Source organism: Pseudomonas salicis (genome assembly GCF_057128705.1).
Genome location: NZ_JBSKHU010000004.1, coordinates 584,465 through 606,314 on the forward strand (window position 1 = coordinate 584,465; position 21,850 = coordinate 606,314).

26 protein-coding genes are annotated in these 21,850 nt (G+C 60.8%); 13 read left to right on the forward strand and 13 right to left on the reverse strand.

The genetic code is table 11. The features are described 5' to 3' along the window. The 3 genes from ACWKWE_RS17350 to ACWKWE_RS17360 all read left to right on the forward strand — a co-directional run bounded on the left by ACWKWE_RS17350 (window position 1) and on the right by ACWKWE_RS17360 (window position 2,270). Window positions 1-300 carry an Rdx family protein gene (locus tag ACWKWE_RS17350; protein ID WP_341959451.1) on the forward strand — a complete coding sequence of 100 codons (300 nt, stop codon included), beginning with the start codon at window positions 1-3 and terminating at the stop codon, window positions 298-300. Between the two features lie 3 nt (window positions 301-303). Then, window positions 304-1,203, forward strand: coding sequence for a bestrophin family protein (locus ACWKWE_RS17355; protein ID WP_483851205.1), 900 nt, complete (start codon window positions 304-306; stop codon window positions 1,201-1,203). Between the two features lie 251 nt (window positions 1,204-1,454). Beyond that, window positions 1,455-2,270: a UDP-2,3-diacylglucosamine diphosphatase gene (locus ACWKWE_RS17360; RefSeq protein WP_166593333.1), complete on the forward strand. Its 816-nt coding sequence runs from the start codon at window positions 1,455-1,457 to the stop codon at window positions 2,268-2,270. 14 nt (window positions 2,271-2,284) lie between these two features. Here ACWKWE_RS17360 and ACWKWE_RS17365 read toward each other — a convergent pair whose 3' ends face one another. Further along, the gene (locus ACWKWE_RS17365) at window positions 2,285-2,596 is read right to left on the reverse strand and encodes an Mpo1-like protein (RefSeq protein WP_166593332.1); all 312 of its coding nucleotides are present in this window, start codon (window positions 2,594-2,596) and stop codon (window positions 2,285-2,287) included. Window positions 2,597-2,731: 135 nt separating this feature from the next. Between ACWKWE_RS17365 and ACWKWE_RS17370 the strand changes: the two genes are divergently transcribed. Beyond that, window positions 2,732-3,739 (forward strand): AraC family transcriptional regulator, encoded by a 1,008-nt coding sequence (locus ACWKWE_RS17370; RefSeq protein WP_483851206.1) that lies wholly within the window; start codon window positions 2,732-2,734, stop codon window positions 3,737-3,739. A 117-nt stretch (window positions 3,740-3,856) separates the two neighbouring features. Here ACWKWE_RS17370 and ACWKWE_RS17375 read toward each other — a convergent pair whose 3' ends face one another. Next, window positions 3,857-5,311 (reverse strand): TrkH family potassium uptake protein, encoded by a 1,455-nt coding sequence (locus tag ACWKWE_RS17375; protein WP_166593330.1) that lies wholly within the window; start codon window positions 5,309-5,311, stop codon window positions 3,857-3,859. A 175-nt stretch (window positions 5,312-5,486) separates the two neighbouring features. Here ACWKWE_RS17375 and ACWKWE_RS17380 point away from each other — a divergent pair, with 175 nt between their 5' ends. After that, on the forward strand, window positions 5,487-6,047 hold the full coding sequence (locus ACWKWE_RS17380) for a nitroreductase family protein (RefSeq protein ID WP_483851207.1): 561 nt from the start codon (window positions 5,487-5,489) through the stop codon (window positions 6,045-6,047). 239 nt (window positions 6,048-6,286) lie between these two features. Here the strand turns inward: ACWKWE_RS17380 and ACWKWE_RS17385 are convergent, their stop codons facing one another. The 6 genes from ACWKWE_RS17385 to ACWKWE_RS17410 all read right to left on the reverse strand — a co-directional run bounded on the left by ACWKWE_RS17385 (window position 6,287) and on the right by ACWKWE_RS17410 (window position 10,637). Beyond that, the gene (locus tag ACWKWE_RS17385; protein ID WP_483851208.1) at window positions 6,287-7,615 is read right to left on the reverse strand and encodes a sensor histidine kinase; all 1,329 of its coding nucleotides are present in this window, start codon (window positions 7,613-7,615) and stop codon (window positions 6,287-6,289) included. A gap of 95 nt (window positions 7,616-7,710) precedes the next feature. After that, window positions 7,711-8,157 carry an LTXXQ domain protein gene (locus ACWKWE_RS17390; RefSeq protein WP_166593327.1) on the reverse strand — a complete coding sequence of 149 codons (447 nt, stop codon included), beginning with the start codon at window positions 8,155-8,157 and terminating at the stop codon, window positions 7,711-7,713. 235 nt (window positions 8,158-8,392) lie between these two features. Next, complete coding sequence (locus ACWKWE_RS17395; RefSeq protein ID WP_166593326.1) at window positions 8,393-9,070, reverse strand: response regulator transcription factor; 678 nt, start codon at window positions 9,068-9,070, stop codon at window positions 8,393-8,395. 7 nt (window positions 9,071-9,077) lie between these two features. Then, entirely contained in the window at window positions 9,078-9,497 is a 420-nt protein-coding gene (locus ACWKWE_RS17400; protein WP_483851209.1) for an SH3 domain-containing protein, read from the reverse strand. A 230-nt stretch (window positions 9,498-9,727) separates the two neighbouring features. Further along, entirely contained in the window at window positions 9,728-10,027 is a 300-nt protein-coding gene (locus ACWKWE_RS17405) for a YciI family protein (protein ID WP_166593324.1), read from the reverse strand. Between the two features lies 1 nt (window position 10,028). After that, complete coding sequence (locus tag ACWKWE_RS17410) at window positions 10,029-10,637, reverse strand: septation protein A (protein WP_166593323.1); 609 nt, start codon at window positions 10,635-10,637, stop codon at window positions 10,029-10,031. A gap of 65 nt (window positions 10,638-10,702) precedes the next feature. Here ACWKWE_RS17410 and ACWKWE_RS17415 point away from each other — a divergent pair, with 65 nt between their 5' ends. From ACWKWE_RS17415 to arfB, 8 genes are all read left to right on the forward strand, one after another. After that, window positions 10,703-11,563, forward strand: coding sequence for a PHP domain-containing protein (locus tag ACWKWE_RS17415; RefSeq protein ID WP_483851210.1), 861 nt, complete (start codon window positions 10,703-10,705; stop codon window positions 11,561-11,563). Window positions 11,564-11,576: 13 nt separating this feature from the next. Beyond that, a complete protein-coding gene (locus ACWKWE_RS17420; RefSeq protein WP_166593321.1) occupies window positions 11,577-12,209 on the forward strand; it encodes an L-threonylcarbamoyladenylate synthase in 633 nt (210 codons plus the stop codon). Window positions 12,210-12,265: 56 nt separating this feature from the next. Beyond that, window positions 12,266-13,024: a segregation and condensation protein A gene (locus tag ACWKWE_RS17425; RefSeq protein WP_487247652.1), complete on the forward strand. Its 759-nt coding sequence runs from the start codon at window positions 12,266-12,268 to the stop codon at window positions 13,022-13,024. A 17-nt stretch (window positions 13,025-13,041) separates the two neighbouring features. Then, on the forward strand, window positions 13,042-13,839 hold the full coding sequence (gene scpB / locus ACWKWE_RS17430) for an SMC-Scp complex subunit ScpB (RefSeq protein WP_483851211.1): 798 nt from the start codon (window positions 13,042-13,044) through the stop codon (window positions 13,837-13,839). A 176-nt stretch (window positions 13,840-14,015) separates the two neighbouring features. Next, a complete protein-coding gene (locus ACWKWE_RS17435) occupies window positions 14,016-14,204 on the forward strand; it encodes a DUF1289 domain-containing protein (protein ID WP_166593318.1) in 189 nt (62 codons plus the stop codon). A gap of 184 nt (window positions 14,205-14,388) precedes the next feature. Beyond that, window positions 14,389-15,606 carry a 23S rRNA pseudouridine(2605) synthase RluB gene (rluB, locus tag ACWKWE_RS17440; RefSeq protein WP_483851212.1) on the forward strand — a complete coding sequence of 406 codons (1,218 nt, stop codon included), beginning with the start codon at window positions 14,389-14,391 and terminating at the stop codon, window positions 15,604-15,606. Between the two features lie 413 nt (window positions 15,607-16,019). After that, a complete protein-coding gene (locus ACWKWE_RS17445) occupies window positions 16,020-17,444 on the forward strand; it encodes an amino acid permease (RefSeq protein WP_483851213.1) in 1,425 nt (474 codons plus the stop codon). A gap of 160 nt (window positions 17,445-17,604) precedes the next feature. Continuing rightward, window positions 17,605-18,018, forward strand: coding sequence for an alternative ribosome rescue aminoacyl-tRNA hydrolase ArfB (gene arfB, locus ACWKWE_RS17450; protein WP_483851214.1), 414 nt, complete (start codon window positions 17,605-17,607; stop codon window positions 18,016-18,018). A gap of 174 nt (window positions 18,019-18,192) precedes the next feature. On the opposite strand, the gene ACWKWE_RS17455 is transcribed toward arfB, so the two are convergent. The 5 genes from ACWKWE_RS17455 to ACWKWE_RS17475 all read right to left on the reverse strand — a co-directional run bounded on the left by ACWKWE_RS17455 (window position 18,193) and on the right by ACWKWE_RS17475 (window position 21,848). Continuing rightward, window positions 18,193-19,407, reverse strand: coding sequence for an MFS transporter (locus ACWKWE_RS17455; protein WP_166593314.1), 1,215 nt, complete (start codon window positions 19,405-19,407; stop codon window positions 18,193-18,195). Between the two features lie 175 nt (window positions 19,408-19,582). Then, window positions 19,583-19,762, reverse strand: a complete 180-nt coding sequence (locus ACWKWE_RS17460; RefSeq protein ID WP_166593313.1) for a hypothetical protein — start codon at window positions 19,760-19,762, stop codon at window positions 19,583-19,585. An 80-nt stretch (window positions 19,763-19,842) separates the two neighbouring features. Further along, window positions 19,843-19,980, reverse strand: a complete 138-nt coding sequence (locus ACWKWE_RS17465; RefSeq protein ID WP_166593312.1) for a hypothetical protein — start codon at window positions 19,978-19,980, stop codon at window positions 19,843-19,845. 314 nt (window positions 19,981-20,294) lie between these two features. Further along, entirely contained in the window at window positions 20,295-21,491 is a 1,197-nt protein-coding gene (locus tag ACWKWE_RS17470) for an amino acid aminotransferase (protein ID WP_483851215.1), read from the reverse strand. Then, the gene (locus ACWKWE_RS17475; protein ID WP_483851216.1) at window positions 21,492-21,848 is read right to left on the reverse strand and encodes a 4a-hydroxytetrahydrobiopterin dehydratase; all 357 of its coding nucleotides are present in this window, start codon (window positions 21,846-21,848) and stop codon (window positions 21,492-21,494) included. It abuts the gene before it with no gap. Between the last annotated feature and the right edge of the window lie 2 nt (window positions 21,849-21,850).

The window sequence follows — 21,850 nt, forward strand, 5'->3', positions numbered from 1 at the left end:
ATGGGCGACAAGGCTGAAATCACCATCACCTATTGCACGCAATGCCAATGGCTGTTGCGTGCGGCGTGGCTGGCGCAGGAGCTGCTGAGCACCTTCGGCGACGATCTGGGCAAGGTCTCGCTGGTACCGGGAACGGGAGGAGTGTTTCGCATCACTTGCGATGATGTGCAGATTTGGGAGCGCAAGACTGACGGCGGTTTTCCCGAAGCCAAGGTACTGAAGCAGCGTGTTCGCGACCGGATCGACCCGGATCGCGACCTTGGACACAATGACCGCAGTGCCACGCCACCCCCGGATTGATCCATGATTGTTCGACCGCATCCCAATCTGCGGAGCGTTCTTCTGACGCTCAAAGGTTCGATTGCCCGGCGCATTGCCTCCCGAGCGGCGCTGGTGACGTTGCTGGCGGCCGCCATCGTGCTGATCGAGAGCCTGCACCCGGACTATTTTGCGAAAGTCAGCGCCACGCCGTTCACCTTGCTCGGCCTGTCGCTGTCGATCTTCATGAGCTTTCGCAACAATGCCTGCTACGACCGCTGGTACGAGGCGCGCAAGGCGTGGGGAGACGTGATCACCGAAACCCGCTCCATCATTCGGGAAACCCAAGTGCTCAAGGACGACGCGCTACGGGGCAGCATCCTGCGAGACCTGTGCGGCTTTGCCCACGCCCTCTGTGCGACGTTGCGCCGTCAGGATGTCGAGAAGGTCACGCAACACTGGCTGAGCCGCCCGCCGTCGGTGGACAGCGCAAATTATTGCGACCGCATCCTGCGCGAGGTCGGCCGGCAATGCTCGGACGCCAGTGAAAACGGTGAGATCAACGAGTGGCGCTACACCTTGCTGGCCAATCACCTGAGCGTGCTCAGTCGCGTCATCGCTACCTGCGACCGCATCAAGACCACGCCGCTGCCGTTTCCGTACACCTTGCTGCTGCACCGTACGATTTACCTGTTCTGCATTCTGCTGCCCTTCGCCATGGCCGAGCCGTTGGGCTGGATGACCCCGCTGTTCATGGCCATCGTCAGCTACACCTTCTTCGGCCTGGACGCCATCGGCAACGAACTGGAAGACCCGTTCGGCTACGACGAAAACGACCTGCCGCTGGACGCGCTGGTTCGGGTCGTCGAGCGCGATGTCCTCGATGCCTTGGGCGTGACGCCCCTGCCGCCGATGCTGGAACCGGTGGATTACGTGTTGACGTGACCGTGCAGGCAAGGCCGTAACGTCGGTCGGATGGGGTCTTTGTGGGAGCGAATTCATTCGCGAGAGGCCGTTACATCCGATGGAGATGCGTCGTTTGGAAAACCGATTCGCGAATGAATTCGCTCCTACAGGTGTCTTGCGGCGTGCCCGGAGCGCGGCACTGTAGCCGCTGTCATCAAATTTCAATCTGCTCGTCATGTTCATTTCACCCACTCGGTCCACCCTTGTGAAAACCCGAGTGGAGGCTATCCATGAGCATTGCCGAGAACGTGAAACCCAGTCGTAAGCAGCGTGTCCGGACCTTGTGGATTTCTGATGTACACCTGGGAACCCGGGATTGTCAGGCCGAACACCTGTCCGCGTTCCTCAAACAGTATCAGGCCGACAGGATTTATCTGGTCGGCGATATTATCGACGGCTGGAAACTGCGCGGCGGCATGTATTGGCCTCAGGCGCATACCAACGTTATCCGCCGCCTGCTGACCATGAGCAAGCGCGGCACCGAGGTAATCTACGTCACCGGCAACCACGATGAATTCCTGCGCCGTTACTCGAAGCTGATCCTCGGCAATATCCAGTTGGTGGACGAGGCCGAACACGTCACCGCCGATGGCCGTCGTCTGCTGGTGATCCACGGCGACCAGTTCGACGTCATCACTCGCTATCACCGCTGGCTGGCATTTCTCGGCGACTCCGCCTACGAATTCACGCTGACCCTCAACCGCTGGCTCAACCACTGGCGAGCCAAGTACGGCAAAGGCTATTGGTCGTTGTCGGCGTACCTGAAGCACAAGGTCAAGACGGCCGTGAACTTCATCAGCGACTTCGAAGAAGCCATCGCCCACGAGTGCGTAAAGCGCGGGTTGGACGGGGTGGTGTGCGGCCACATCCACCACGCGGAAATCCGTCAGGTGGGCGGGGTGGAATACCTCAACTGCGGCGACTGGGTTGAATCCTGCACGGCGCTGATCGAGCACTGGGACGGCACCATCGAGCTGTTCCGCCTGGCCGACGCGCACGTCAAGGCCAAAAGCCTGGACGCCCAGCCGGCGGCCGAAACCGTTTAAGGGGCGCTCGGTGCTTAAAACGGCACCCTGCCGATCAGCATGTCTTTGTACATCACGAAATCGCCCAGCAAGCTGTAGAACGGATGCTTGAACGTGGCCGGGCGATTCTTCTCGAAAAAGAAATGACCGACCCAGGCAAAGGTGTAACCCGCCAACGGCAGCACCCACAGCAGCAGCCAACTGGCGCTCAACAGGGCGGTCGCCAGAATCAGCAGCACCAGCGTCGTGCCGATGAAGTGCAGACGGCGGCACGTGCTGTCCCTGTGCTCTTGCAGGTAATACGGGTAAAAGTCGGCGAACCCCTCAAACGTCTTGACGTTATCCACTGCGGTCTTCTCTTGTCGATTTAATGCGCTCAGTCTAGACCAGCACTCCGGACAGTCAGTGACAATGGGTGCCAACGTAGTATCCTTCCGCTATCAGTCGCAGGGGGCGGCTGGTCTGGAAGTAGAAGTGCAGCCATGGAAAAAACGACTTCTTCAAGCTGGGCGATGGGGATCGTCAAGTCGCTCGAAATGGACGGTCTGGACTGTCGCGCTTTGTTCATTGAACTGGGGTTGGTGTACGCCGATCTCGAAAACCCGGACGCTCGTTTCCCACAGGATTCCATGACCCGGCTCTGGACACGGGCCGTCGAGCTGTCTGGCAATCCTGCGGTGGGCCTGAACATGGCCCGAGTGGTGCGGCCTGCGTCCTTCAGCGTCGCCGGTTATGCCTTGATGTCGAGTCGCACCCTGAAAGAGGGGTTCGAGCGGCTGGTGAAGTATCAGCGCATCATTGCCGACAGCGCCGACCTGAGTTTCAAACTCCTGCCGGAAGGCTACGCGCTGATTTTGACGGTGCATGGCGACCTGCTGCCGCCAACGCGGCAAAGTGCCGAGGCCTCACTGGCCTTTGCCCTCGCGTTTTGTGGGTGGTTGACCGGACGTCCGCTGCACCCCCGCCAAGTGCTGATCCAGGGCGACCAGCCGAAAAACGTCGAGCCCTACAAGAAATTCTTCCACGCGCCCCTGACCTTCAACGCGCCGTACGATGCGCTGGTGTTCGAGAGGGCGGACATGGAAGCGCCACTGCCCACCGCCGACGAGGCCATGGCCAAGCTGCACGATCGCTTTGCCGGGGAGTTTCTGGCCCGCTTCGCCAGCAACCGTGTCACCCATCAGGCGCGGCAAGTGCTGTGCCGGCTGCTGCCGCAAGGCGAGCCGAAACGCGAGGCCGTGGCGCAAAGCCTGCATCTGTCCCAGCGCACGTTACAACGGCGTTTGCAGGAAGAGGGCACCAGTTTTCAGACCCTGCTGGATGACACCCGTCGAGAGTTGTCCGAGCAGTATCTGGCTCAACCGCAGATGACCCTGCTGGAGATCGCGTATCTGCTGGGGTTTGCCGATCCGAGCAACTTCTTCCGGGCGTTCCGGCGTTGGTTCGATGAAACGCCGGGGGAGTATCGGATCAGGAAGTCCATCGCCTGACGGCCGATGTTTTGTAGGAGTGAGCTTGCTCGCGATCGCGGTGCGTCAGTCACAGATGCCGTGAGCGGGCGGAAGCAATCGCGAGCAAGCTCACTCCTGCAGGGGCCAATCGAGGCTTCAATGCCGCCAAAACGCCGGAACGCACAGCACCAGCACAGTGATGATTTCCAGCCGCCCCAGCAGCATCCCCAACGACAAGATCCATTTCGCCGCATCCGGCAGGGTCGCGAAGTTGCCCGCCGGGCCGATGGTTTCGCCCAGCCCCGGACCCACGCCCGACACGGTACTCGCCGCGCCCGTCAACGCGGTCATCCAGTCCAGCCCCAGCAACGACAGCAGCAATGCGATCAGGCAGATGGTGAACGTAAAGAAAAACGAGAATGTCAGGATCGACCGCACGATTTCTTCGTCCAGGCGATGGCCGTTGTACTTTTGCTTGATCACCGCCCGAGGATGAATCAGTTGATTGAGGTTGGCCTTGAGCAGGATGTAGGCGACCTGAAACCGGAACACCTTCACGCCACCCGCTGTCGAGCCCGAGCAGCCGCCGATGAAGCCGATGTAGAAGAAAAACATCAGCGAAAAATTGCCCCACAGGCTGTAGTCGCCCAGCGCGAAACCCGTGGTGGTGATCACCGACGTGACGTTCAACGCCACATGGCGCAGGGCGTCGTACCACGGCAGGTCGGTGGTGGCCCAATACCAGAGCGTCATCACCAGCCAGGTCACCAGCAGCAGACCGATGAAACCTCGTACTTGCTCATCCTTGATCAACGCCTTGCGGTGCCCGCGCAACGTCGCGACGTACAGGGTGAAGGGCAGGCTGCCGAGGATCATCATCACGATCGCCACCCAGTGCACGGAGGGTTGTGGCCATTTGGCGAGGGACAGGTCGGAGGTGGAAAAACCGCCTGTGGAAATCGCCGACATCGAATGGTTGATCGCGTCGAACAGGCTCATGCCCGCCCACCAGAACGCGAGGCTGCCGATTACGGTGAAGCCGACGTACACCAGCACGATGAACTTGGCGACCATGTGCGAGCGCGGCATGACTTTTTCGGAACGGTCCGACGACTCGGTCTGAAACAGCCGCATGCCACCGATGCGCAGCAAGGGCAGAATCGCCACCGCCATCCCGATGAAGCCGATGCCCCCGAGCCAGTGCAGCAGCGAGCGCCAGATCAGAATTCCCGGCGACATGGTGTCCAGCCCGCTCAGCACCGTAGAGCCGGTGGCCGTGATGCCGGACATGCTCTCAAAAAACGAATCGGTGTAGCTGATGTGCTGGGTCAACAGAAACGGCAGCGCCGCAAATATGCAGACAACCACCCAACTGCTGACGGTGAGCAGGTACATGTCCCGTGGACGCAAGTGCACGTGTTCGGGCCGCCCCTGGCCCACGAGCGCCAACCCGGCGATAAAGGTGATCATGCTTGACCAGAGAAACGAGGGCATGTCGCGGGTTCGGTCGAAGATCACCAGCGTCACCATGGGCACGACCATGGCGATGGCCAGGGTGATGAGGAAGATGCCGATAATGAAGCCGATGATGCGGAGGGTCGGCAACGCCATGCAGTCGCTCTGATCTGTGAAGGAGGAGGCCGCACATTCTACCCGGCAGTCGAATCGTGTAAACCGAGGGCTTTTCCGAGTGTCGTGTAAGTAATTGCTACTGTCATTCGTTATTGAAGTTCAAGAACGTGTTTGCGGCACTACAATGCCCCATCAATTTTCAGGAGACGACTCAATGGAAGCGCTCGACGTATTGCTCAATCGCGTGTCTGTTCCCCGGCTGGTCGAGCCAGCCCCGGACGCTGCACAGCGCGAGATTCTCTTCGGCGCGGCCCTGCGGGCACCTGACCATGGCGGCTTGCGCCCCTATCGTTTTCTGACCGTGGAAGGTGACGCACGCAATCGCATGGGCGAGCTGCTGGCTCAGTCGCTGCTTGAAAGCGATGGCGAGGCGGATGAAAAGGCGCTGGACAAAGCGCGTCTCGGCCCATTGCGTGCGCCACTGGTGGTCGTGGTGATCGCCAGGCTGACCGATCACTACAAGGTGCCCAAGAAAGAACAGGTGATCACTGCAGGCTGCGCGGCCCACGGCGTGCTGCTGGCAGCGTATGCGTTGGGTGTGGGCGCGGTCTGGCGCACGGGCGAGCTCTCGTATTCGGCGCACGTGGCGAAAGGATTGGGTCTGGCAGCGGATGAAGAGGTGGTCGCGTTTCTGTACCTCGGCACCCCGCTGAATCCGCCACGGGAAGCAGCCAAGCCGGACGTGGCGGAGTTTGTCACGTCGTGGCAGAGCTAATGTTGAGGTCGTAGCAGACGGGATGCGTTTCTGTGGGAGCGAATTCATTCGCGAGAGGTCTGGGCATCCGATACATCTTCGTCGGCTGTACCACCGCATCGCGAATGAATTCGCTCCCACAGGGTGAACTGCCCCCCAAAAAAGTTGGAGACCAATCCAACCCTTGGGGGGGCAGTTCAGGGGGGAAGGGCAGTTCTTGAAATCGCGACAGCCGGCAAGCCTTGCTACAGAGACAGAGGTCAGACTGCCAGCTCTTTTGGCACCACAATGCTCGCCACAAACCCGCCCTGCGGGTGATTCTCGAACACCAGAACCCCGCCATGCTTTTCCGCAGCGCGTTTGGCGATGGCCAGGCCCAGGCCATAGCCCGGCGCAGTCTGGTTCGGCGCCCGGTAGAAGGGCTCGCCCAACTGCGACAGGTGCTCGGCACTCACCCCTGGCCCGTGGTCGCGCACGCTGATACGCAACCCTTCTTCGGAGGTCCGTGCGCTCAGCTCGATGGGCTGTCCCGCCGGGTTGAAGCGCAGGGCGTTGCGCAAAAGGTTATCCAGCGCCCGTTCCAGCACGTTGGGCCAGCCTTGCAACTGCGCCCCCGGTTGCGATTCCACCGTCACCACTTGCTCGGTGCCGCCCAGCTCGGTTTCGGCTTTCAGGTGATGCAACAGCCCCGGCAGATCGATCGGCGCAGCGTTACCCATGTCAGCGTCCAGTCGTGCCAGCGCCAGAATCTCGCTGATCAATTCTTCCAGCCGATCGCATTCGCGGGTCAATCGTGGCCATAGCTTTTCCCGTTCATCCGGTCCGGCGCGCTCGGCCAGGGCCAAGGCGATGCGAAGGCGTGCGAGCGGGGAGCGCAGTTCGTGGGAAACGTCACGCAGCAACTGACGCTGGCTGCTGATCAGGCTTTGCAGGCGTGCGCCCATGCGGTTGAAATCGTGGGCCAGTACGCCGAATTCATCGCGACGGTTGGCCAGTTGCGCGAGGCTGTTCTGTTGGTACGTCGTCTGTCCCAAGTCATGCACGGCACCGCGCAAACGGCTCAAGGGGCGGGTGATCGACAGGGTGACGAACAGGCTGAACAGGGTCAGCACCACCAACGCGATACCCAGCGCACTGAGCGGCCAGATCAGGCTGCCTCGATGCCACGCGTCCAGTTCGGGATGCGGGATACGGTAGATCAGCAGGTAGGTTTCGCTGGTTTTCGGGCTGGTGTATTCAGCGGTCAGGCGGCGCCATGGCAATTGCCGTGGATCGTCCTTCTGACGGGCTTCGAAGGCCGCTGCGCGGGGAGGGAAGGTGCCGGGGATTACCGCTTCGCCACTGTCGTTCAGCACCTGAACGTCGATGTGGTACTTGCGCTTGAGGTTTTGCAGAAAGTCCTGCGCCGGGCCTTCGCCCTGGTCTTCGTACAGCGTCGTCCATTTCTCCGGCAGGTTGTGCAGGCCGGGGTGGCGGCTGAGAATCCAGGCGTCCTGATTGAGCATGTGCCCCAGCAGGATCGACAGACCCGCCACCAACGCGATCGCGAGCCAGAAGCTCGCCAGGATTCGCCAGAATAATGAACGCACGTGTAGCCCTCGGTCCGATCCCGCAATGAAAACAGCCCGACACGCCGGGGAGAGCGTGTCGGGTTGGGGAGTGTAAAGCAGCGCCGCGGTGCGGGTTACTGCGTCTTCTGCGCCTTTTGCGCTTTCCAGGCTTCGAACTCGGCGCGATCAGCGCGACGTTGTTCGCGATCTTTCTGCATTTGGTCAAACGTCTTTTGCTGGTCCGGGGTCAGCAGGGCGCGAACGTCGGCCTGGGTTTTTGCCTGTTTGGCCGCGATCTCATCCTTCATCGCTTTCTGGTCGGCGGGCGACAGCTTGGCCAGGTACTTGTGGGTGATGTCGGAACGGCTGTGCCATTGATCGCCCATCAGTTTGCCGACTTGCTGACGCTGTTCCGGGGTCAGGTTCAGTTTGTCGAACGGGCCTTTGTGGTGGTGCATGCCAGGACCGTCAAAGCCTGGACCGCCAGGGCCACCCATGTGACCGCCGTCGGTAGGCGCAGCAGCCATCGCAACGGCAGGCAGGGCAGCGGCGAACATCAAAGCCATCAGAGTCTTACGCATGGTGTATCTCCTTGTCTCGAATCCGGCTCTGTGCCGGTTGTGGCCAGTTTAGGGAGATCAAGGTCAAGCGAGGTCAGGCGTGCGTAAAGCTTCGGTAAAGGCGGCGCGCCGAGCTGTTGACGTAAAGTCATGATTGGGTGGGCGCCGCCAGCTTCAAGTTGCGAGCTGCAAGCCTCAAGCTGTCCGCGCACGGCTCTTGCTTGCAGCTTGCAGCCTAAAACTCGCAGCTCTCCCGTCAGGGAGCGTAGTAATAACCGCGGCTGCGCAACGCCACGATTCGCGGTCTGCCGTCGGCATGGGGCCCGATCTTTTTGCGCAGGTTGCTGACGTGCATGTCCAGGCTGCGGTCGTAGAGGGTCAACTTGCGGCCCAGGGCCAGTTGCGCGAGTTCCTGTTTCTCCAGCGGCTCGCCCGGTTGGCCGAGCAGCGCTTCGAGCAGGCGCGCTTCGGACACGGTCAGGGTGAATTCCTGGTCGTCGATGGTGACCACGCCCCGGGCCGGGCTGAAGCACAGGTCGCCCAGCTCGATCTGGCTAGACACCGCCGTCGGGTGACTGCGGCGCAACACGGCGCGCAGGCGGGCGGTGAGCTCACGGGGATCGCAGGGCTTGGCCAGGTAATCGTCGGCACCGAGTTCCAGACCGAGGATGCGGTCCAGCGGCTCGCCGCGGGCCGAGAGCATCAGCACAGGAAGGTCGGGGTGATCGGTGCGCAATTGCTTAAGCAACTCCAGACCGCTGCCATCGGGCAGCATCACGTCCAGCACCACGGCGGCAGGGGAAGATTCGGCGAGCGCCTTGCGGGCGCTCTGGCCATCGTGGCACGCGTGCACCACGAAGCCTTCCTGGCTCAACCAACTGCTCAGGAGCTCACACAGCTCCTGGTCATCATCAATAAGTAACAGCTCGCTCATGACTCACTCAATTTAGCCATTGCCGACGCTGTCTACGCCAGCCGCTGGCAAAGATACCGCACAGCAGGGCGATCATTGCAACGCCGCCCCCTGTGACGAACCATTGTTGTTGCTCGGTCAGTACGCGCGCAGGCATGACCGACTGCGCTTCTTTGAGCTGCAGTTTAAGCCTTTGGTTCTCCTGACGCAGACGTCCGACCAGAATACTTTCACGTTCAGTGTCGGCATTCTGCAATTGAAGGGTCAACGCTTCCCGTTGTTTTTCGCTGTCGGCCAGACGCTGACGCAGGTCGGTCAGCTGACTCGCTGTGCTGGGCAAAGGCAATGCATGGGTGACGGTATCGCTCGTATCGTCGGCGCGAATTTCGACGCTGATCGCTGAAACGGTCAGCGCGACCGCCAGTACACACCATTGACGTGGACGCATCTGAACTCCTGATTGTTCGGGCGGCACCTGATGACTGCGCCGGTTTTATTGGGCGTTTGGCAGGCTATCGGCATCGGGATGCGAATAATGAGCAATAGGAGTGAAGGTGGAAGGCGGGTGGCGAGGTATGTGCATCTGCCGAATGGTCGGCTGGCTCGGGCATTTGATTCTGGCCGAAGGGTGTATGAACGCGACCGGGCATCCGAGAGCGGCCCGGTCGTAAAGCGAGGTTAAGGCAGGACTTGCTTGAACGGCTTGACCACGACGTGGTCGTAAACACCCGCCTTGATGTACGGATCGGCATCGGCCCAGGCTTGGGCGGCACTGAGGGAGGCGAATTCGGCGACGATCAGGCTACCGGTGAAACCCGCAGCGCCGGGATCGTTGCTGTCGACCGCAGGCAGCGGCCCTGCCAGCACGATGCGGCCTTCGTTTTTCAGCGCGGTCAGGCGCTCCAGATGCGCAGGGCGCGCTTCGAGGCGTTTTTCCAGCGAGTTGGCGACGTCCGTTGCGACGATGGCGTAGAGCATGTCAGTCCTCTGTCTTTTTTGTGGAGGGTTGGGTCGATGGGTCTGCATCGTGAAGATGACGGGCCAGGTAGATGCCCTGGCCGATCAGGAACAGCAGGGTCATGCCCAGGCTGCCGAAGACTTTGAAGTCGACCCAGAAATCCTGGTATGTGAACGCGACGTACAAGTTCGCTGCACCGCAGAACAGAAAGAACACGATCCACGCGATGTTCAGTTTGGTCCAGACTGACTGAGGCAAGGTCAGCGCGTGTCCCATGATCCGCTGGATCAGCAAACGGTCACCGATGAAGTGGCTGCCCGCGAAGACCAGCGCAAAGATCCAGTTGACCACCGGGGCCTTCCATTTAAGGAAGGTTTCGCTGTGGAAGGCGAGGGTCAGGCTGCCGAACACCAGGCACCCGGCGAGGGTCAACCATTGGCTCTTCTCAAGCTTGCCTTGCTGGATGTAGAGGATGCCGTAGACGACGATGGAGCTGGCGATCAGCACGGCGGTGGCGCTGAAAATCCCGCCGACCATGATGCTGTGGCCCAGGATGTCGACGGCTTGGGGACTGATTTTGTAGACGATGAAAAACAGGATAAGCGGGATGAAATCGATGAATTGTTTCACAGTAAGAGCCAGAAGCTGGATGTGGCGGCATAATAACAAACATCAATGACTGCGAAAGTGCCCCTATGAATGTCGACCTGCACTGCCACAGTACCGCTTCCGACGGCGCCCTAGCGCCTGCGGCACTCGTCGCCCGTGCCCATGAGAACGGCGTCCGGGTGCTCGCGCTGACCGATCACGACACCATCGAAGGCCTCGAAGAAGCCCGCACGGCGGCGCGTGCACTCGATATGCAGTTGATCAACGGCATCGAGCTGTCCTGCACCTGGGGCGGTGCCACCATCCATATTCTCGGGTACGGCTTTAATGTCGATGCCCGGCCTTTGCTCGACGCTATTGAGCAATTGCACACTGGCCGCTGGTTGCGCGCTGAAGAAATCAGTCGCAAATTGGCGATGAAAGGTATGCCCGGCGCGCTGGAAGGCGCCCGTGCGGTGCAGCAAGCACTGGGTGACAGCGGCAATGCACCGGCCCGTCCGCATTTTGCCGACTTTCTGGTCAATGAAGGTTTCGTGAAGGATCGCGCCGAAGCGTTCCGCAAATGGCTGGGCGCTGGCAAGCTGGGCGACGTCAAACAGCACTGGCCCACCCTCGAAGACACCGTCACGACGTTGCGCGCAGCGGGCGCGTGGGTCAGTCTGGCGCACCCGTGGCATTACGACTTTACCCGCAGCAAGCGTCGCAAACTGGTCGCCGATTTCATCCAGGCGGGCGGTCATGCGATAGAAGTGGTCAACGGCCTGCAACCCGCCGAACAGGTGGGCAGCCTGGCCATTCTGGCCCGTGAATTCGGTCTGCTGGTCAGCGCCGGCAGTGATTTTCATGCGCCTGGCGCCTGGTCCGAGATAGGCGTCTACCGCCCGTTGCCGGAGGATCTGCCGCCACTATGGGGACGATTCAAATATGACCAGCCTACTGCCGTCTGAACAGGAAGATACCGTGAGTCAATTTTTCCAGGTCCACCCGGAAAACCCGCAACCGCGCCTGATCAAACAGGCCGTGGAAATCATTCGGGCCGGCGGGCTGGTGGTGTATCCGACCGATTCGTCCTACGCGCTGGGTTGCCAGATGGGCGACAAAGGCGCGCTGGACCGCATTCGACGTCTGCGTAATCTGGACGACAAGCACAATTTCACCCTGATGTGCTGCGACCTGTCGCAACTGGGGCTGTTCGCCAAGGTGGACACCGCTGCGTTCCGGCTGTTGAAAGCCCACACCCCCGGCCCGTACACGTTCATCCTCGGCGCGACCCGCGAAGTGCCGCGCCTGTTGCTGCACCCCAAGCGCCGCACCATCGGCCTGCGCGTGCCGCAGCACCCCATTGCGCAGGCGCTGTTGCAGGAGCTCAACGAGCCGTTGATGAGCGTCAGCCTGATCATGCCGGGTGAAGACCTGCCAATGAGCGATCCCTACGAGATGCGCCAGGTCCTCGAACACCACGTCGATCTGATTATCGACGGCGGCGAGGGCGGCATTTCGGCGTCCACGGTCATCAACCTGTCCGAGGACGAGCCGCAGGTCGTGCGCGTGGGCTGTGGCGATCCGACGCCGTTCGAGGTCGAAGTCGAGTGACCGACGCCCAGACGTTGGACCCGCAGGCCGACGCCCAGCAGGAGCTGCCGTTTGCGATGGTCTATGGGCAAGCGGTCACGCAGATGCCGCTCGACCTCTACATTCCCCCTGATGCGCTGGAAGTCTTTCTCGAAGCCTTCGAAGGCCCGCTGGACCTGCTGCTCTACCTGATCCGTAAACAGAACATCAACATCCTCGACATTCCCGTGGCCGAAATCACCCGGCAGTACATGGGTTACGTCGAGCTGATGAAAACCGTGCGCCTCGAATTGGCCGCCGAATACCTGGTAATGGCGGCGATGCTGGCCGAAATCAAATCGCGCATGCTGCTGCCGCGCTCGGAAACCGCCGAAGAGGAAGAAGACGACCCTCGCGCCGAGCTGATCCGACGCTTGCAGGAGTACGAACGCTTCAAGGCCGCCGCCGAAGGCATCGACACGCTGAGCCGGGTCGGTCGCGATGTGGTGGTGCCCAAGCTCGACGCCCCTGAAGCCCGCGCCCGCAAACTGTTGCCGGACGTGGCGCTGGAAGAATTGCTGGTGTCCATGGCCGAAGTGCTGCGGCGGGGCGACATGTTCGAAAGCCACCAGGTCAGCCGCGAAGCCCTGTCCACCCGAGAGCGCATGAGCGATGTACTGGAACGTCTGAAAGGCGCCGGATTCGTGCCGTTTGCCGAACTGTTCACGGCGGAGGAGGGGCGTCTCGGCGTGGTCGTGACGTTTATGGCGGTGCTGGAGCTGGTCAAGGAGCAACTGGTCGAGCTGGTGCAGAACGAACCGTTCGCTGTCATTCATGTGCGGGCGCGAGCCGAATAAAGAGCAAGAGCTGATCGATGAACCTGAACGAACCCCGCGACCTTGCGCCATTGCTTGAGGCGTTTCTGCTGGCCTCCGGTAAGCCGCAATCCCTGGAGCGGCTGTACGAGCTGTTCGAAGAGAGCGAGCGTCCGGAGCCTGCGGTGTTCAAGAAGGCGCTGACGCTGTTGAACAAATCCTGCGACAACCGGGCCTTCGAACTGAAGGAAGTCGCCTCGGGCTATCGCCTGCAGATTCGCGAAAAATTCGCGCCGTGGGTGGGCCGTTTGTGGGAAGAGCGCCCGCAGCGTTATTCCCGCGCCTTGCTCGAAACCCTCGCGCTGATTGCCTACCGCCAGCCGATCACCCGGGGTGAAATCGAAGACGTGCGGGGCGTGGCGGTCAACAGCAACATTGTCAAAACCTTGCTGGAACGCGAGTGGATCAGGATCGTCGGGTATCGCGACGTGCCGGGTAAACCGGCGATGTTCGCCACGACCAAGGCGTTTCTGGATCACTTCAACTTGAAGAACCTTGATGAGCTGCCGCCCCTGGCCGACCTGCGGGAAATGGAAGCCGAGCCGATCCTCGACTTCGACGACGCCCCGGTCCCGGCGCACTTACAGGCGTTGGCCGACGCCAGCCTGGAACCGGACCCTGACGCGGAACCGGAAGCACCGAGAGACGAAACCAGTTTCCGCAGCCTGCTGGCCGAACTGGACACCATGGAAACCGGCCTGAAAATCGACTTCGACGATTTATGGGTCGATGAGCCGGATAAAGGGTCTGAATGGGAAGACGAGCCGCAGGATCAGGATGATGAAGATCCTCGCTGAAGCGCTTGAGATCGATACCCCTGCGATGTCGTCTTTGAAACGCGATCCTGTGGGAGCGAATTCATTCGCGAAGATCGTTCGGTCGATGGATAGATGTCGGCTGTACTGCCCATTCGCGAATGAATTCGCTCCCACAGGTTCTTCCCGCGGCGCCTATCAGAGATTCCGACTACGCCATGAGCACCAAAGACCCCTGCGTCAGCATTTGCAAATTCGACGACGACATCTGCATCGGCTGCGGGCGCAGCAAGCGTGAGATCAAGTCGTGGAAGAAGATGGACAAGGACGAGAAACGCTCGGTCCTTGCCGAATCGGCCTCGCGCCTGAAAACGCTCAAATCCTCCGGTCGGCGGAAAAAGAAATGAGCCGACGGATTTCATCTACTCTCTGATGCGCAACGCGCGCCATGAGCGTATGATTCGCGACCTTTTGGCGATCCATACTCGCCAAAGCGTTTCCAGTTTCCGCCCCGCGCTTCTGTTCAGGAGCAGGGCAACAGGCCGTGCCCACTCGCGCACGCTCTGATTCGACACACCGGGAGGTGCCCAGATGAGTGAACAAGACAAGCAGGACAAAGAGATCGGCCCAGCAGGCGAAAAGCTGCAAAAGGTGCTGGCGCGCATTGGCGTGGGCTCGCGCCGTGACGTCGAAGCCTGGATCGGCGAAGGCCGCATCAAGGTCAACGGCGTACAGGCCAGCCTCGGTCAGCGCGTCGATCTGCACGACGCCATTACCGTCGACGGCCGCGTGATCAAACGCGAAGAAGCTGCCGAAACGGTCCGCCGCGTCATCATGTACAACAAGCCCGACGGCGAAATCTGCACCCGTGACGACCCGGAAGGCCGTCCGACCGTGTTCGACCGCCTGCCGCGCCCGAAAGAAGGCCGCTGGATCAACATCGGTCGTCTCGACATCAACACCACCGGTCTGCTGATGTTCACCACCGACGGTGAGCTCGCCAACCGCCTGATGCACCCGTCCTTTGAAATGGACCGCGAGTACGCCGTGCGCGTCCGTGGCGAAGTCGATGACGACATGCTGCTGCGTCTGAAGAACGGCGTGATCCTCGAAGACGGCCCGGCCCGCTTCACCGACATCCAGCAAGCGCCGGGCGGTGAAGGCTTCAACCACTGGTATCACTGCGTGGTGATGGAAGGCCGCAACCGTGAAGTGCGTCGCCTGTGGGAATCCCAGGGCCTGGTGGTCAGCCGCCTGAAGCGCGTGCGTTTCGGTCCGGTGTTCCTGAACTCCGACCTGCCGATGGGCCGCTGGCGCGAAATGAGTCAGCAGGAAGTCGACATTCTCAGCGCCGAAGTCGGCCTGAAACCGGTCGCCATGCCGCAAATGACCGCCAAGACCAAGGACAAGCTGGAGCGTTTGCAGCGCCAGTCTTCGCGTCCATTGGGCAAAGGCGAGCGCGTGCGTCAGTTGCGTCCGGCCAAGGATGCTGCACCGGTTGAGCGTGCACCTCGCGAGCCACGTGTGGCTGACGGCGAGCGTCCAGCGCGCAAGCCTGCCGAAAGCGGTCGTCCGGCCCGCACGCCTCGCCCGGCCGCAGGCGGTCGCAGTGACAGCCGTGGCGACAGTAGCCGTGGCACGCCAGTGGCCGAGCGTCCGAGTGAGATGAACAAGCGCCCGGCCAAGCCAAAGACCTCGCGTCCCGGCATCAAACTGGTCGACGACGACAAGACCCCATCGGGCAAGCGTCGCGGCGCCCCGGCCGGCGCAGGTCAGCGTCCGGGCTTCGGTCGCCGCAAGCCTGAGTGATCGGGGCTTGATGTGAAAAAACGCCAGTCCCTGTGACTGGCGTTTTTTTTTGCGGCCCGTTTGTCGTTCCCTGCTCAACCGAGTTATCCCGGCGCGCGCGGTTTACCTGTGGGAGCGAATTCATTCGCGAAAGATCGTTCGGTCAATAGACATGCATCGGCTGTACTGCCGTTTCGCGAATGAATTCGCTCCCACAGAGGCCAGGCGTTTCAACCCCATACCTGATCGGGCGCACAGCTTTTTGACGGCCACCTGCGCGGTTGAGGGTGTACAATACCGCGCGTTTTTTCTGTGATTCATCGGCGTATGGACGCCACCCAACTCGGGGTTTACCCACTCCGTTTCATTCCGCCGCGTCATGAGCGCGTCGGGTTCGATTCCGTCACAGACAAGAACAACAAGGTGACTATCCAATGAGTGAAAACATGTCCCATTCGGGAGATTTGAAGCGTGGTCTCAAAAACCGCCATATCCAGCTGATTGCCTTGGGCGGTGCCATCGGCACAGGCCTGTTCCTGGGATCGGCCGGGGTGCTCAAGTCGGCGGGTCCGTCGATGATTCTGGGCTATGCCCTGTGCGGCTTCATCGCCTTCATGATCATGCGCCAACTGGGCGAAATGATCGTCGAAGAGCCGGTCGCCGGGTCCTTCAGCCATTTTGCACACAAGTATTGGGGCGGTTTCGCAGGCTTTTTGTCCGGCTGGAACTGCTGGGTGCTGTACATCCTGGTCGGCATGTCCGAGCTGACCGCGGTCGGCAAATACGTGCAGTACTGGTGGCCGGAAATCCCGTCCTGGGCCTCGGCGGCCGTGTTCTTCGTGATGATCAACGTCATCAACCTGGCCAACGTCAAAGTGTTCGGCGAGGCCGAATTCTGGTTCGCGATCATCAAAGTCGTGGCCATTCTGGGCATGATCGCCCTGGGCAGCTACATGCTGGTGAGCGGCAGCGGCGGCCCCCATGCATCGGTGAGCAACCTCTGGGAACACGGCGGCTTTTTCCCCAATGGCGTCAGCGGTCTGGTGATGGCGCTGGCGTTCATCATGTTTTCGTTCGGCGGCCTGGAGATGCTTGGCTTCACCGCCGCTGAGGCCGATCAGCCGAAGGTCATCATCCCGAAAGCGATCAATCAGGTGATCTACCGCATCCTGATTTTCTACATTGGTTCGCTGGTCGTGCTGTTGTCGCTGACCCCATGGGACGCCTTGCTGACAGACCTCAACGCGTCTGGCGATGCCTACAGCGGCAGCCCGTTCGTGCACGTGTTCTCGATGCTGGGCAGCAACACGGCGGCGCACATTCTCAACTTCGTGGTGCTGACCGCCGCACTATCGGTGTACAACAGCGGCACCTACTGCAACGCACGGATGCTGTTCGGCATGGCCGAGCAGGGCGATGCGCCGCGTTCGTTGGCCAAGGTCGACGGCCGGGGCGTGCCGGTACGGGCAATTCTGGTGTCGGCGGCGGTGACGGTGATTGCCGTGCTGCTCAACTACCTGATCCCGCAGAATGCGCTGGAGTTGCTGATGTCGCTGGTGGTCGCGACGCTGGTGATCAACTGGGCGATGATCAGTTACTCGCACCTCAAGTTCCGTCAGCACATGGCGCGCAAGGGTCTGCAACCGCTGTTCAAGGCGCTGTGGTACCCGTACGGTAACTATGTGTGCCTGGCGTTCGTGGTGCTGATCCTTGGGATCATGCTGATGATTCCGGGGATTCAGGTCTCGGTGTACGCAATTCCGGTATGGCTGGTGGCGATGTGGGTGTTCTACCTCATCAAGAACAAACGCCACGCCGAAGCCGAATCGATGGCTCAAAGGACGTCAATCATTAAGTAGCTGACGGCGGTGCACTGATTTCAGTACGCCGCTGAACCCTGTGGAAGCGAATTCATTCGCGAGACTTAGGCACAGACGAGATAGATGCATCGGCTGTACGATCCTTTCGCGGATGAATTCGCTCCTACAGTCGCAACATGAATCTCTAGCCAGGCATCCCATGCTGATCATCTCGAACAACGTTCACCTGCCCGACAACGAGGTCGAATTGACGGCCATTCGCGCACAGGGCGCGGGCGGGCAGAACGTCAACAAGGTGTCCAGCGCGGTGCACCTGCGGTTCGACATCAACGCATCTTCATTGCCGCCGTTCTACAAAGAGCGGCTGCTGGCCCTGCGTGACAGTCGAATCACCGCCGACGGCGTCGTCATCATCAAGGCTCAGCAATACCGGACGCAGGAACAGAACCGTGCCGACGCCCTGGAACGGTTGAGCGAGCTGATCGTCAGCGCAGGAAAGGTCGAGAAGAAGCGGCGCCCGACCAAACCCACGCTGGGGTCGAAAACCCGTCGCCTGGAATCCAAATCCAAACGCGGGTCGATCAAGGCGGGGCGAGGGAAGGTGGATTTTTAGCCGTTTGCTCGTGATCTGAACGCGGTCTGCTGTTGATTCTGGCCGAAGGCCGTAGGAGCAAGCTTGCTCGCGATCTGGTGCGAAGCGCCAGCAGATTGGGTGATCTCGGGGATTCCTGACACTCATACGCGAGAGGGTTTCAGGGCTGTTCCTACGCCTTCGCCAGCAAGCCGGCTACAGGTCGGTGGCCTTGTTCCGCATCACCTTCGCCTGCTTGTACAGGTACACGCTCAACCCCAATCCGCCCAGCGACGCCAGCGCCGCGAACAGAAAGATCGACGCGAAGCCAAAGCCCGAGGCTACGGCACCGGCGACCGGCCCGGTGATGCCCAGCGACAGGTCGATGAACAGGGAATAAGCCCCAACGGCCGCGCCTCGGCTGGAAGCGGGCACCAGGTTCACGGCCTCAACCCCTAGAGCCGGGAACACCAGCGAGAAACCAAACCCCGTCAGCGCGGCACCGGCCAACGCCAGGTTCGGGTTAGGTGCCAGCCACAGCAGCAACAAGCCCAGCGCCTCAACCGACAGGCAGGCAATCGCCACGCGAAACCCGCCGATGCGGTTGATCATGTTGCCAAACAGCAGCCGCGCTCCGATAAAACAGGCGCCGAACAGGCTCAGGCACAACACCGCGTTCGGCCAGGTGTGGCTGGCGTAATACAGGGTAATGAAGGTCGCGATGGTGCCGAAGCCGATCGAGCCCAGCGCCAGGCCGGTGCCGTGGGGCAACACCCGACCCAGCACGTGCAGGAATGGCATCCGCTCGCCGTGCACGATGGGCGCCGGTGTCTTCTTCCAGGCCAGCGCAATGCCCAGCGCGGCCAGCAATATGATGCTGACGCCCATGCTCCACAGCCCCAATGCGCTGACCATTAACACGCCCAGCGGCGCGCCGATGGCCAGCGCGCCGTAGCTGGCAATGCCGTTCCAGGAGATCACCTTGGCAGTGTTCGCCGCGCCCACACGGCCGATGCCCCAGCCGATGGAGCCCGAACCCACCAGACTCTCGGCGCTGCCCAGCACCAGTCGGCCCACGAACAGGCTGATCAGGCTCACCATTGGCCACGCATCGAGCCAACCCGCCAGCAACATGAACACGCCGCTCAGGCCGCAGCCGAACAGGCCGATGATCACGGCTTTCTTGGGGCCTTTGTTATCAATGATGCGCCCGGCGTAGGGACGGCTGAGCAAGGTCGCGAGGTACTGGACACTGATCACCAGACCGGCCGTCACCGCGCCAAAGCCCAAATCCGTGTGCACGTAGCCCGGCAGCACGGCCAGCGGAATACCGATGTTCAGGTAACCGATAAAGGTGAACAAAACGATGGAAACGACCTGCAAGGTGACTTTGATAGGACGTTGTGTTTCGGCGCTTGAAGCGTCTGGCATGGGGCTAGATCCACGGTTACGACTGGGGAAGTGCAGCGGGGGCAGAAACTGGATGAAGCGTAGACGCTTGAAAGCCAAGCGATGCCACATGATAACGAGGGTTTCCCGTTCAGGGCAGTCGAAGGTTGACGCTGCGCTGAATCAAGCGCGAATTTTGCAGTGCCGATGCTTGGGATTATTTGTCGGCGGGTGTCACAAGCTGAGTCGTGATCAAGGCAGCGAGGGCGTTTTCCTGGGTGCCGAAGCGCGCCAGCAACGCTTGCTGTTTTTCCGGGGTGAGGCGTGCCCAGATTTCGATCATCTTCTCGGCGGCGCCGATCAATGCCTGAGCCTGGGGGTCTTTGAATTCAGTCATGGGTTCTGGTCTCGGAGCATTCAGCCCTTATGGAAGTACGCCTGGAAGACGCTCTTGCATAGGGGCTGAACATTCAACCCTTAGCGTTGGCCTTGGGCTTTCTTGCTATCACTCTCTTTCGCACCGGCTTTCATCTCGATCGGCTGACCGAGTTCCTGACGGGCTGCTGCGCTTTGCTGGGTTTGGCTTGGGAAGGGGAAGTTTGGGATTTCGTGCATAGATCGCTCCTCACAAGTTTGTTGCGGCTGGTTTGAACAGCGCGTCCAAAAAACGCAAACGGAGGATACCCCACAACAAATGACAAACAGACTTTTAATTGATGCCCGTTGGTCATGTAGTGGCGTATTACCCCCGTTACAGGATTCCGTAGACTGATCTGCTTCTGCCCGGGGTCGCGTCTGACCGTAGCGGTAGCAAACCTGGGCGCTTTGATGGTGTCAGACACACCGCATGCACAGAATTTACTACTGCTTCGCAGTAGATCGCAGGCAAGCCAGCTCCCACGCCCTCCAGGCAGCGGCGTCGCGCAGGATCAGTCTTTGCACACCGCAGCGAACGCTGCAGCGAGCGCGTCCAGCCGTGTCGCATCGATCCCCGCCACGTTGGCCCGGCCTGCCGCAACCATGTACACGCTGTGCTCCTTGCGCAGCCTTGCGACCTGATCGTCGCTCATCCCGGTGTAGGAGAACATGCCGCGTTGCACACCGATGTGGGCGAAGCGTTCACCGAGGCCCAGCGGTGTCAGCGCTTCAACCAGCCCCTGACGCAGTTGCGCAATGCGGCTGCGCATGGCTTCGACTTCATCGGCCCAAAGTGCCTTGAGTTCCGGGTCGCCGAGGATTTCAGCCACCACCGCCGCGCCGTGATCGGGCGGGTTGGACCACAGGTTGCGAGCGGTCGCGGAGAGTTGGCTGCGCACGTCGGCCAGTTTTTCGCTGTTGTCCGCGCACACCAGCAGCGCGCCGGTACGCTCACGATACAGGCCGAAGTTCTTCGAGCAGGAACTGGTGATCAGCAATTCGGGCAATTCAGCGGCGAACAGACGAACCGCCCAGGCGTCTTCTTCCAGGCCGTCACCGAAACCCTGGTAGGCGAAGTCGATCAGCGGCAGCAGGTTGCGGCGTTTGACGATTTTCAGCACCTCATGCCAATCATCGCGGCTGAGGTCGAAACCGGTCGGGTTGTGGCAGCATGCGTGCAGCAGCACGACATCGCCTTCCGGCACGGTGTTCAGGGTTTCCAGCATGGCCGGCACGTTGAGGCGGTTGTCGCTGCCTACGTACGGGTAGTGATTGACCTTCAAGCCCGCGGCGGCATAGATGGTTTCGTGAATCGGCCAGGTCGGATCGCTGAGCCAGATGCCCTTGCCTGGCAGGCAATTGGCGATGAAGTCAGCGGACAGACGCAGTGCGCCTGTTCCGCCCGGCGTTTGGGTCGCGCCGACGCGTTTCTGCTGAATCAGGGGCGAATCGGCCCCCATCACCAGTTCACAGATCAGCGTGCCGAAGCGTGGCTCGCCGTGACCGCCGATGTACGTCTTGGTCGGCTGCGAGTCCACCAGACGCTGCTCGGCCAATTTGACCGCACGGGGAATGGTGGTCAGGCCTTGCGCGTCCTTGTACACGCCCACGCCCAGGTCGAACTTATTCGGGTTCGGGTCTTTGGCATAAGCCTGGATCAGGCCCAGGATCGGATCATCGGGTACGCGCTGAATCTGTGAAAAATGCATTTACTTACGGCCCTCGGCGCCTGTGGCCACCTCGTCGGTGCGGGCGGCCATGATGAAGTCGTTGCGGTGCAGCCCTTTGATGGAATGGCTCCACCAGGTCACGGTCACTTTGCCCCATTCGGTCAGCAGACCGGGGTGGTGACCTTCGGCCTCGGCAATTTCGCCGACCGCGTTGGTAAACGCCAGCGCAAATTTGAAATTCTTGAAGAGGTAGACCTTTTCCAATTGCATCGCGCCATCACGGACTTCGATGTTCCAGTCCGGAATCTGACGCAGCAATTCTGGCAATTCGGCTTCACTGACCTGCGGGGCGTCGGCGCGGCAGGCTTCACAGTGGGCTTGGCTAAGAGCAGTCATAC

Excerpts from the sequence above, each read along its gene's own strand:
- ACWKWE_RS17350 (WP_341959451.1), top strand. The coding sequence starts at position 1 with ATGGGCGACAAGGCTGAAATCACCATCACCTATTGCACGCAATGCCAA.
- ACWKWE_RS17355 (WP_483851205.1), top strand. The coding sequence starts at position 304 with ATGATTGTTCGACCGCATCCCAATCTGCGGAGCGTTCTTCTGACGCTC.
- ACWKWE_RS17360 (WP_166593333.1), top strand. The coding sequence starts at position 1,455 with ATGAGCATTGCCGAGAACGTGAAACCCAGTCGTAAGCAGCGTGTCCGG.
- ACWKWE_RS17370 (WP_483851206.1), top strand. The coding sequence starts at position 2,732 with ATGGAAAAAACGACTTCTTCAAGCTGGGCGATGGGGATCGTCAAGTCG.
- ACWKWE_RS17375 (WP_166593330.1), bottom strand. The coding sequence starts at position 5,311 with ATGGCGTTGCCGACCCTCCGCATCATCGGCTTCATTATCGGCATCTTC.
- ACWKWE_RS17380 (WP_483851207.1), top strand. The coding sequence starts at position 5,487 with ATGGAAGCGCTCGACGTATTGCTCAATCGCGTGTCTGTTCCCCGGCTG.
- ACWKWE_RS17390 (WP_166593327.1), bottom strand. The coding sequence starts at position 8,157 with ATGCGTAAGACTCTGATGGCTTTGATGTTCGCCGCTGCCCTGCCTGCC.
- ACWKWE_RS17395 (WP_166593326.1), bottom strand. The coding sequence starts at position 9,070 with ATGAGCGAGCTGTTACTTATTGATGATGACCAGGAGCTGTGTGAGCTC.
- ACWKWE_RS17400 (WP_483851209.1), bottom strand. The coding sequence starts at position 9,497 with ATGCGTCCACGTCAATGGTGTGTACTGGCGGTCGCGCTGACCGTTTCA.
- ACWKWE_RS17405 (WP_166593324.1), bottom strand. The coding sequence starts at position 10,027 with ATGCTCTACGCCATCGTCGCAACGGACGTCGCCAACTCGCTGGAAAAA.
- ACWKWE_RS17415 (WP_483851210.1), top strand. The coding sequence starts at position 10,703 with ATGAATGTCGACCTGCACTGCCACAGTACCGCTTCCGACGGCGCCCTA.
- ACWKWE_RS17425 (WP_487247652.1), top strand. The coding sequence starts at position 12,266 with ATGGTCTATGGGCAAGCGGTCACGCAGATGCCGCTCGACCTCTACATT.
- scpB (WP_483851211.1), top strand. The coding sequence starts at position 13,042 with ATGAACCTGAACGAACCCCGCGACCTTGCGCCATTGCTTGAGGCGTTT.
- ACWKWE_RS17435 (WP_166593318.1), top strand. The coding sequence starts at position 14,016 with ATGAGCACCAAAGACCCCTGCGTCAGCATTTGCAAATTCGACGACGAC.
- rluB (WP_483851212.1), top strand. The coding sequence starts at position 14,389 with ATGAGTGAACAAGACAAGCAGGACAAAGAGATCGGCCCAGCAGGCGAA.
- ACWKWE_RS17445 (WP_483851213.1), top strand. The coding sequence starts at position 16,020 with ATGAGTGAAAACATGTCCCATTCGGGAGATTTGAAGCGTGGTCTCAAA.
- arfB (WP_483851214.1), top strand. The coding sequence starts at position 17,605 with ATGCTGATCATCTCGAACAACGTTCACCTGCCCGACAACGAGGTCGAA.
- ACWKWE_RS17455 (WP_166593314.1), bottom strand. The coding sequence starts at position 19,407 with ATGCCAGACGCTTCAAGCGCCGAAACACAACGTCCTATCAAAGTCACC.
- ACWKWE_RS17460 (WP_166593313.1), bottom strand. The coding sequence starts at position 19,762 with ATGACTGAATTCAAAGACCCCCAGGCTCAGGCATTGATCGGCGCCGCC.
- ACWKWE_RS17465 (WP_166593312.1), bottom strand. The coding sequence starts at position 19,980 with ATGCACGAAATCCCAAACTTCCCCTTCCCAAGCCAAACCCAGCAAAGC.
- ACWKWE_RS17470 (WP_483851215.1), bottom strand. The coding sequence starts at position 21,491 with ATGCATTTTTCACAGATTCAGCGCGTACCCGATGATCCGATCCTGGGC.
- ACWKWE_RS17475 (WP_483851216.1), bottom strand. The coding sequence starts at position 21,848 with ATGACTGCTCTTAGCCAAGCCCACTGTGAAGCCTGCCGCGCCGACGCC.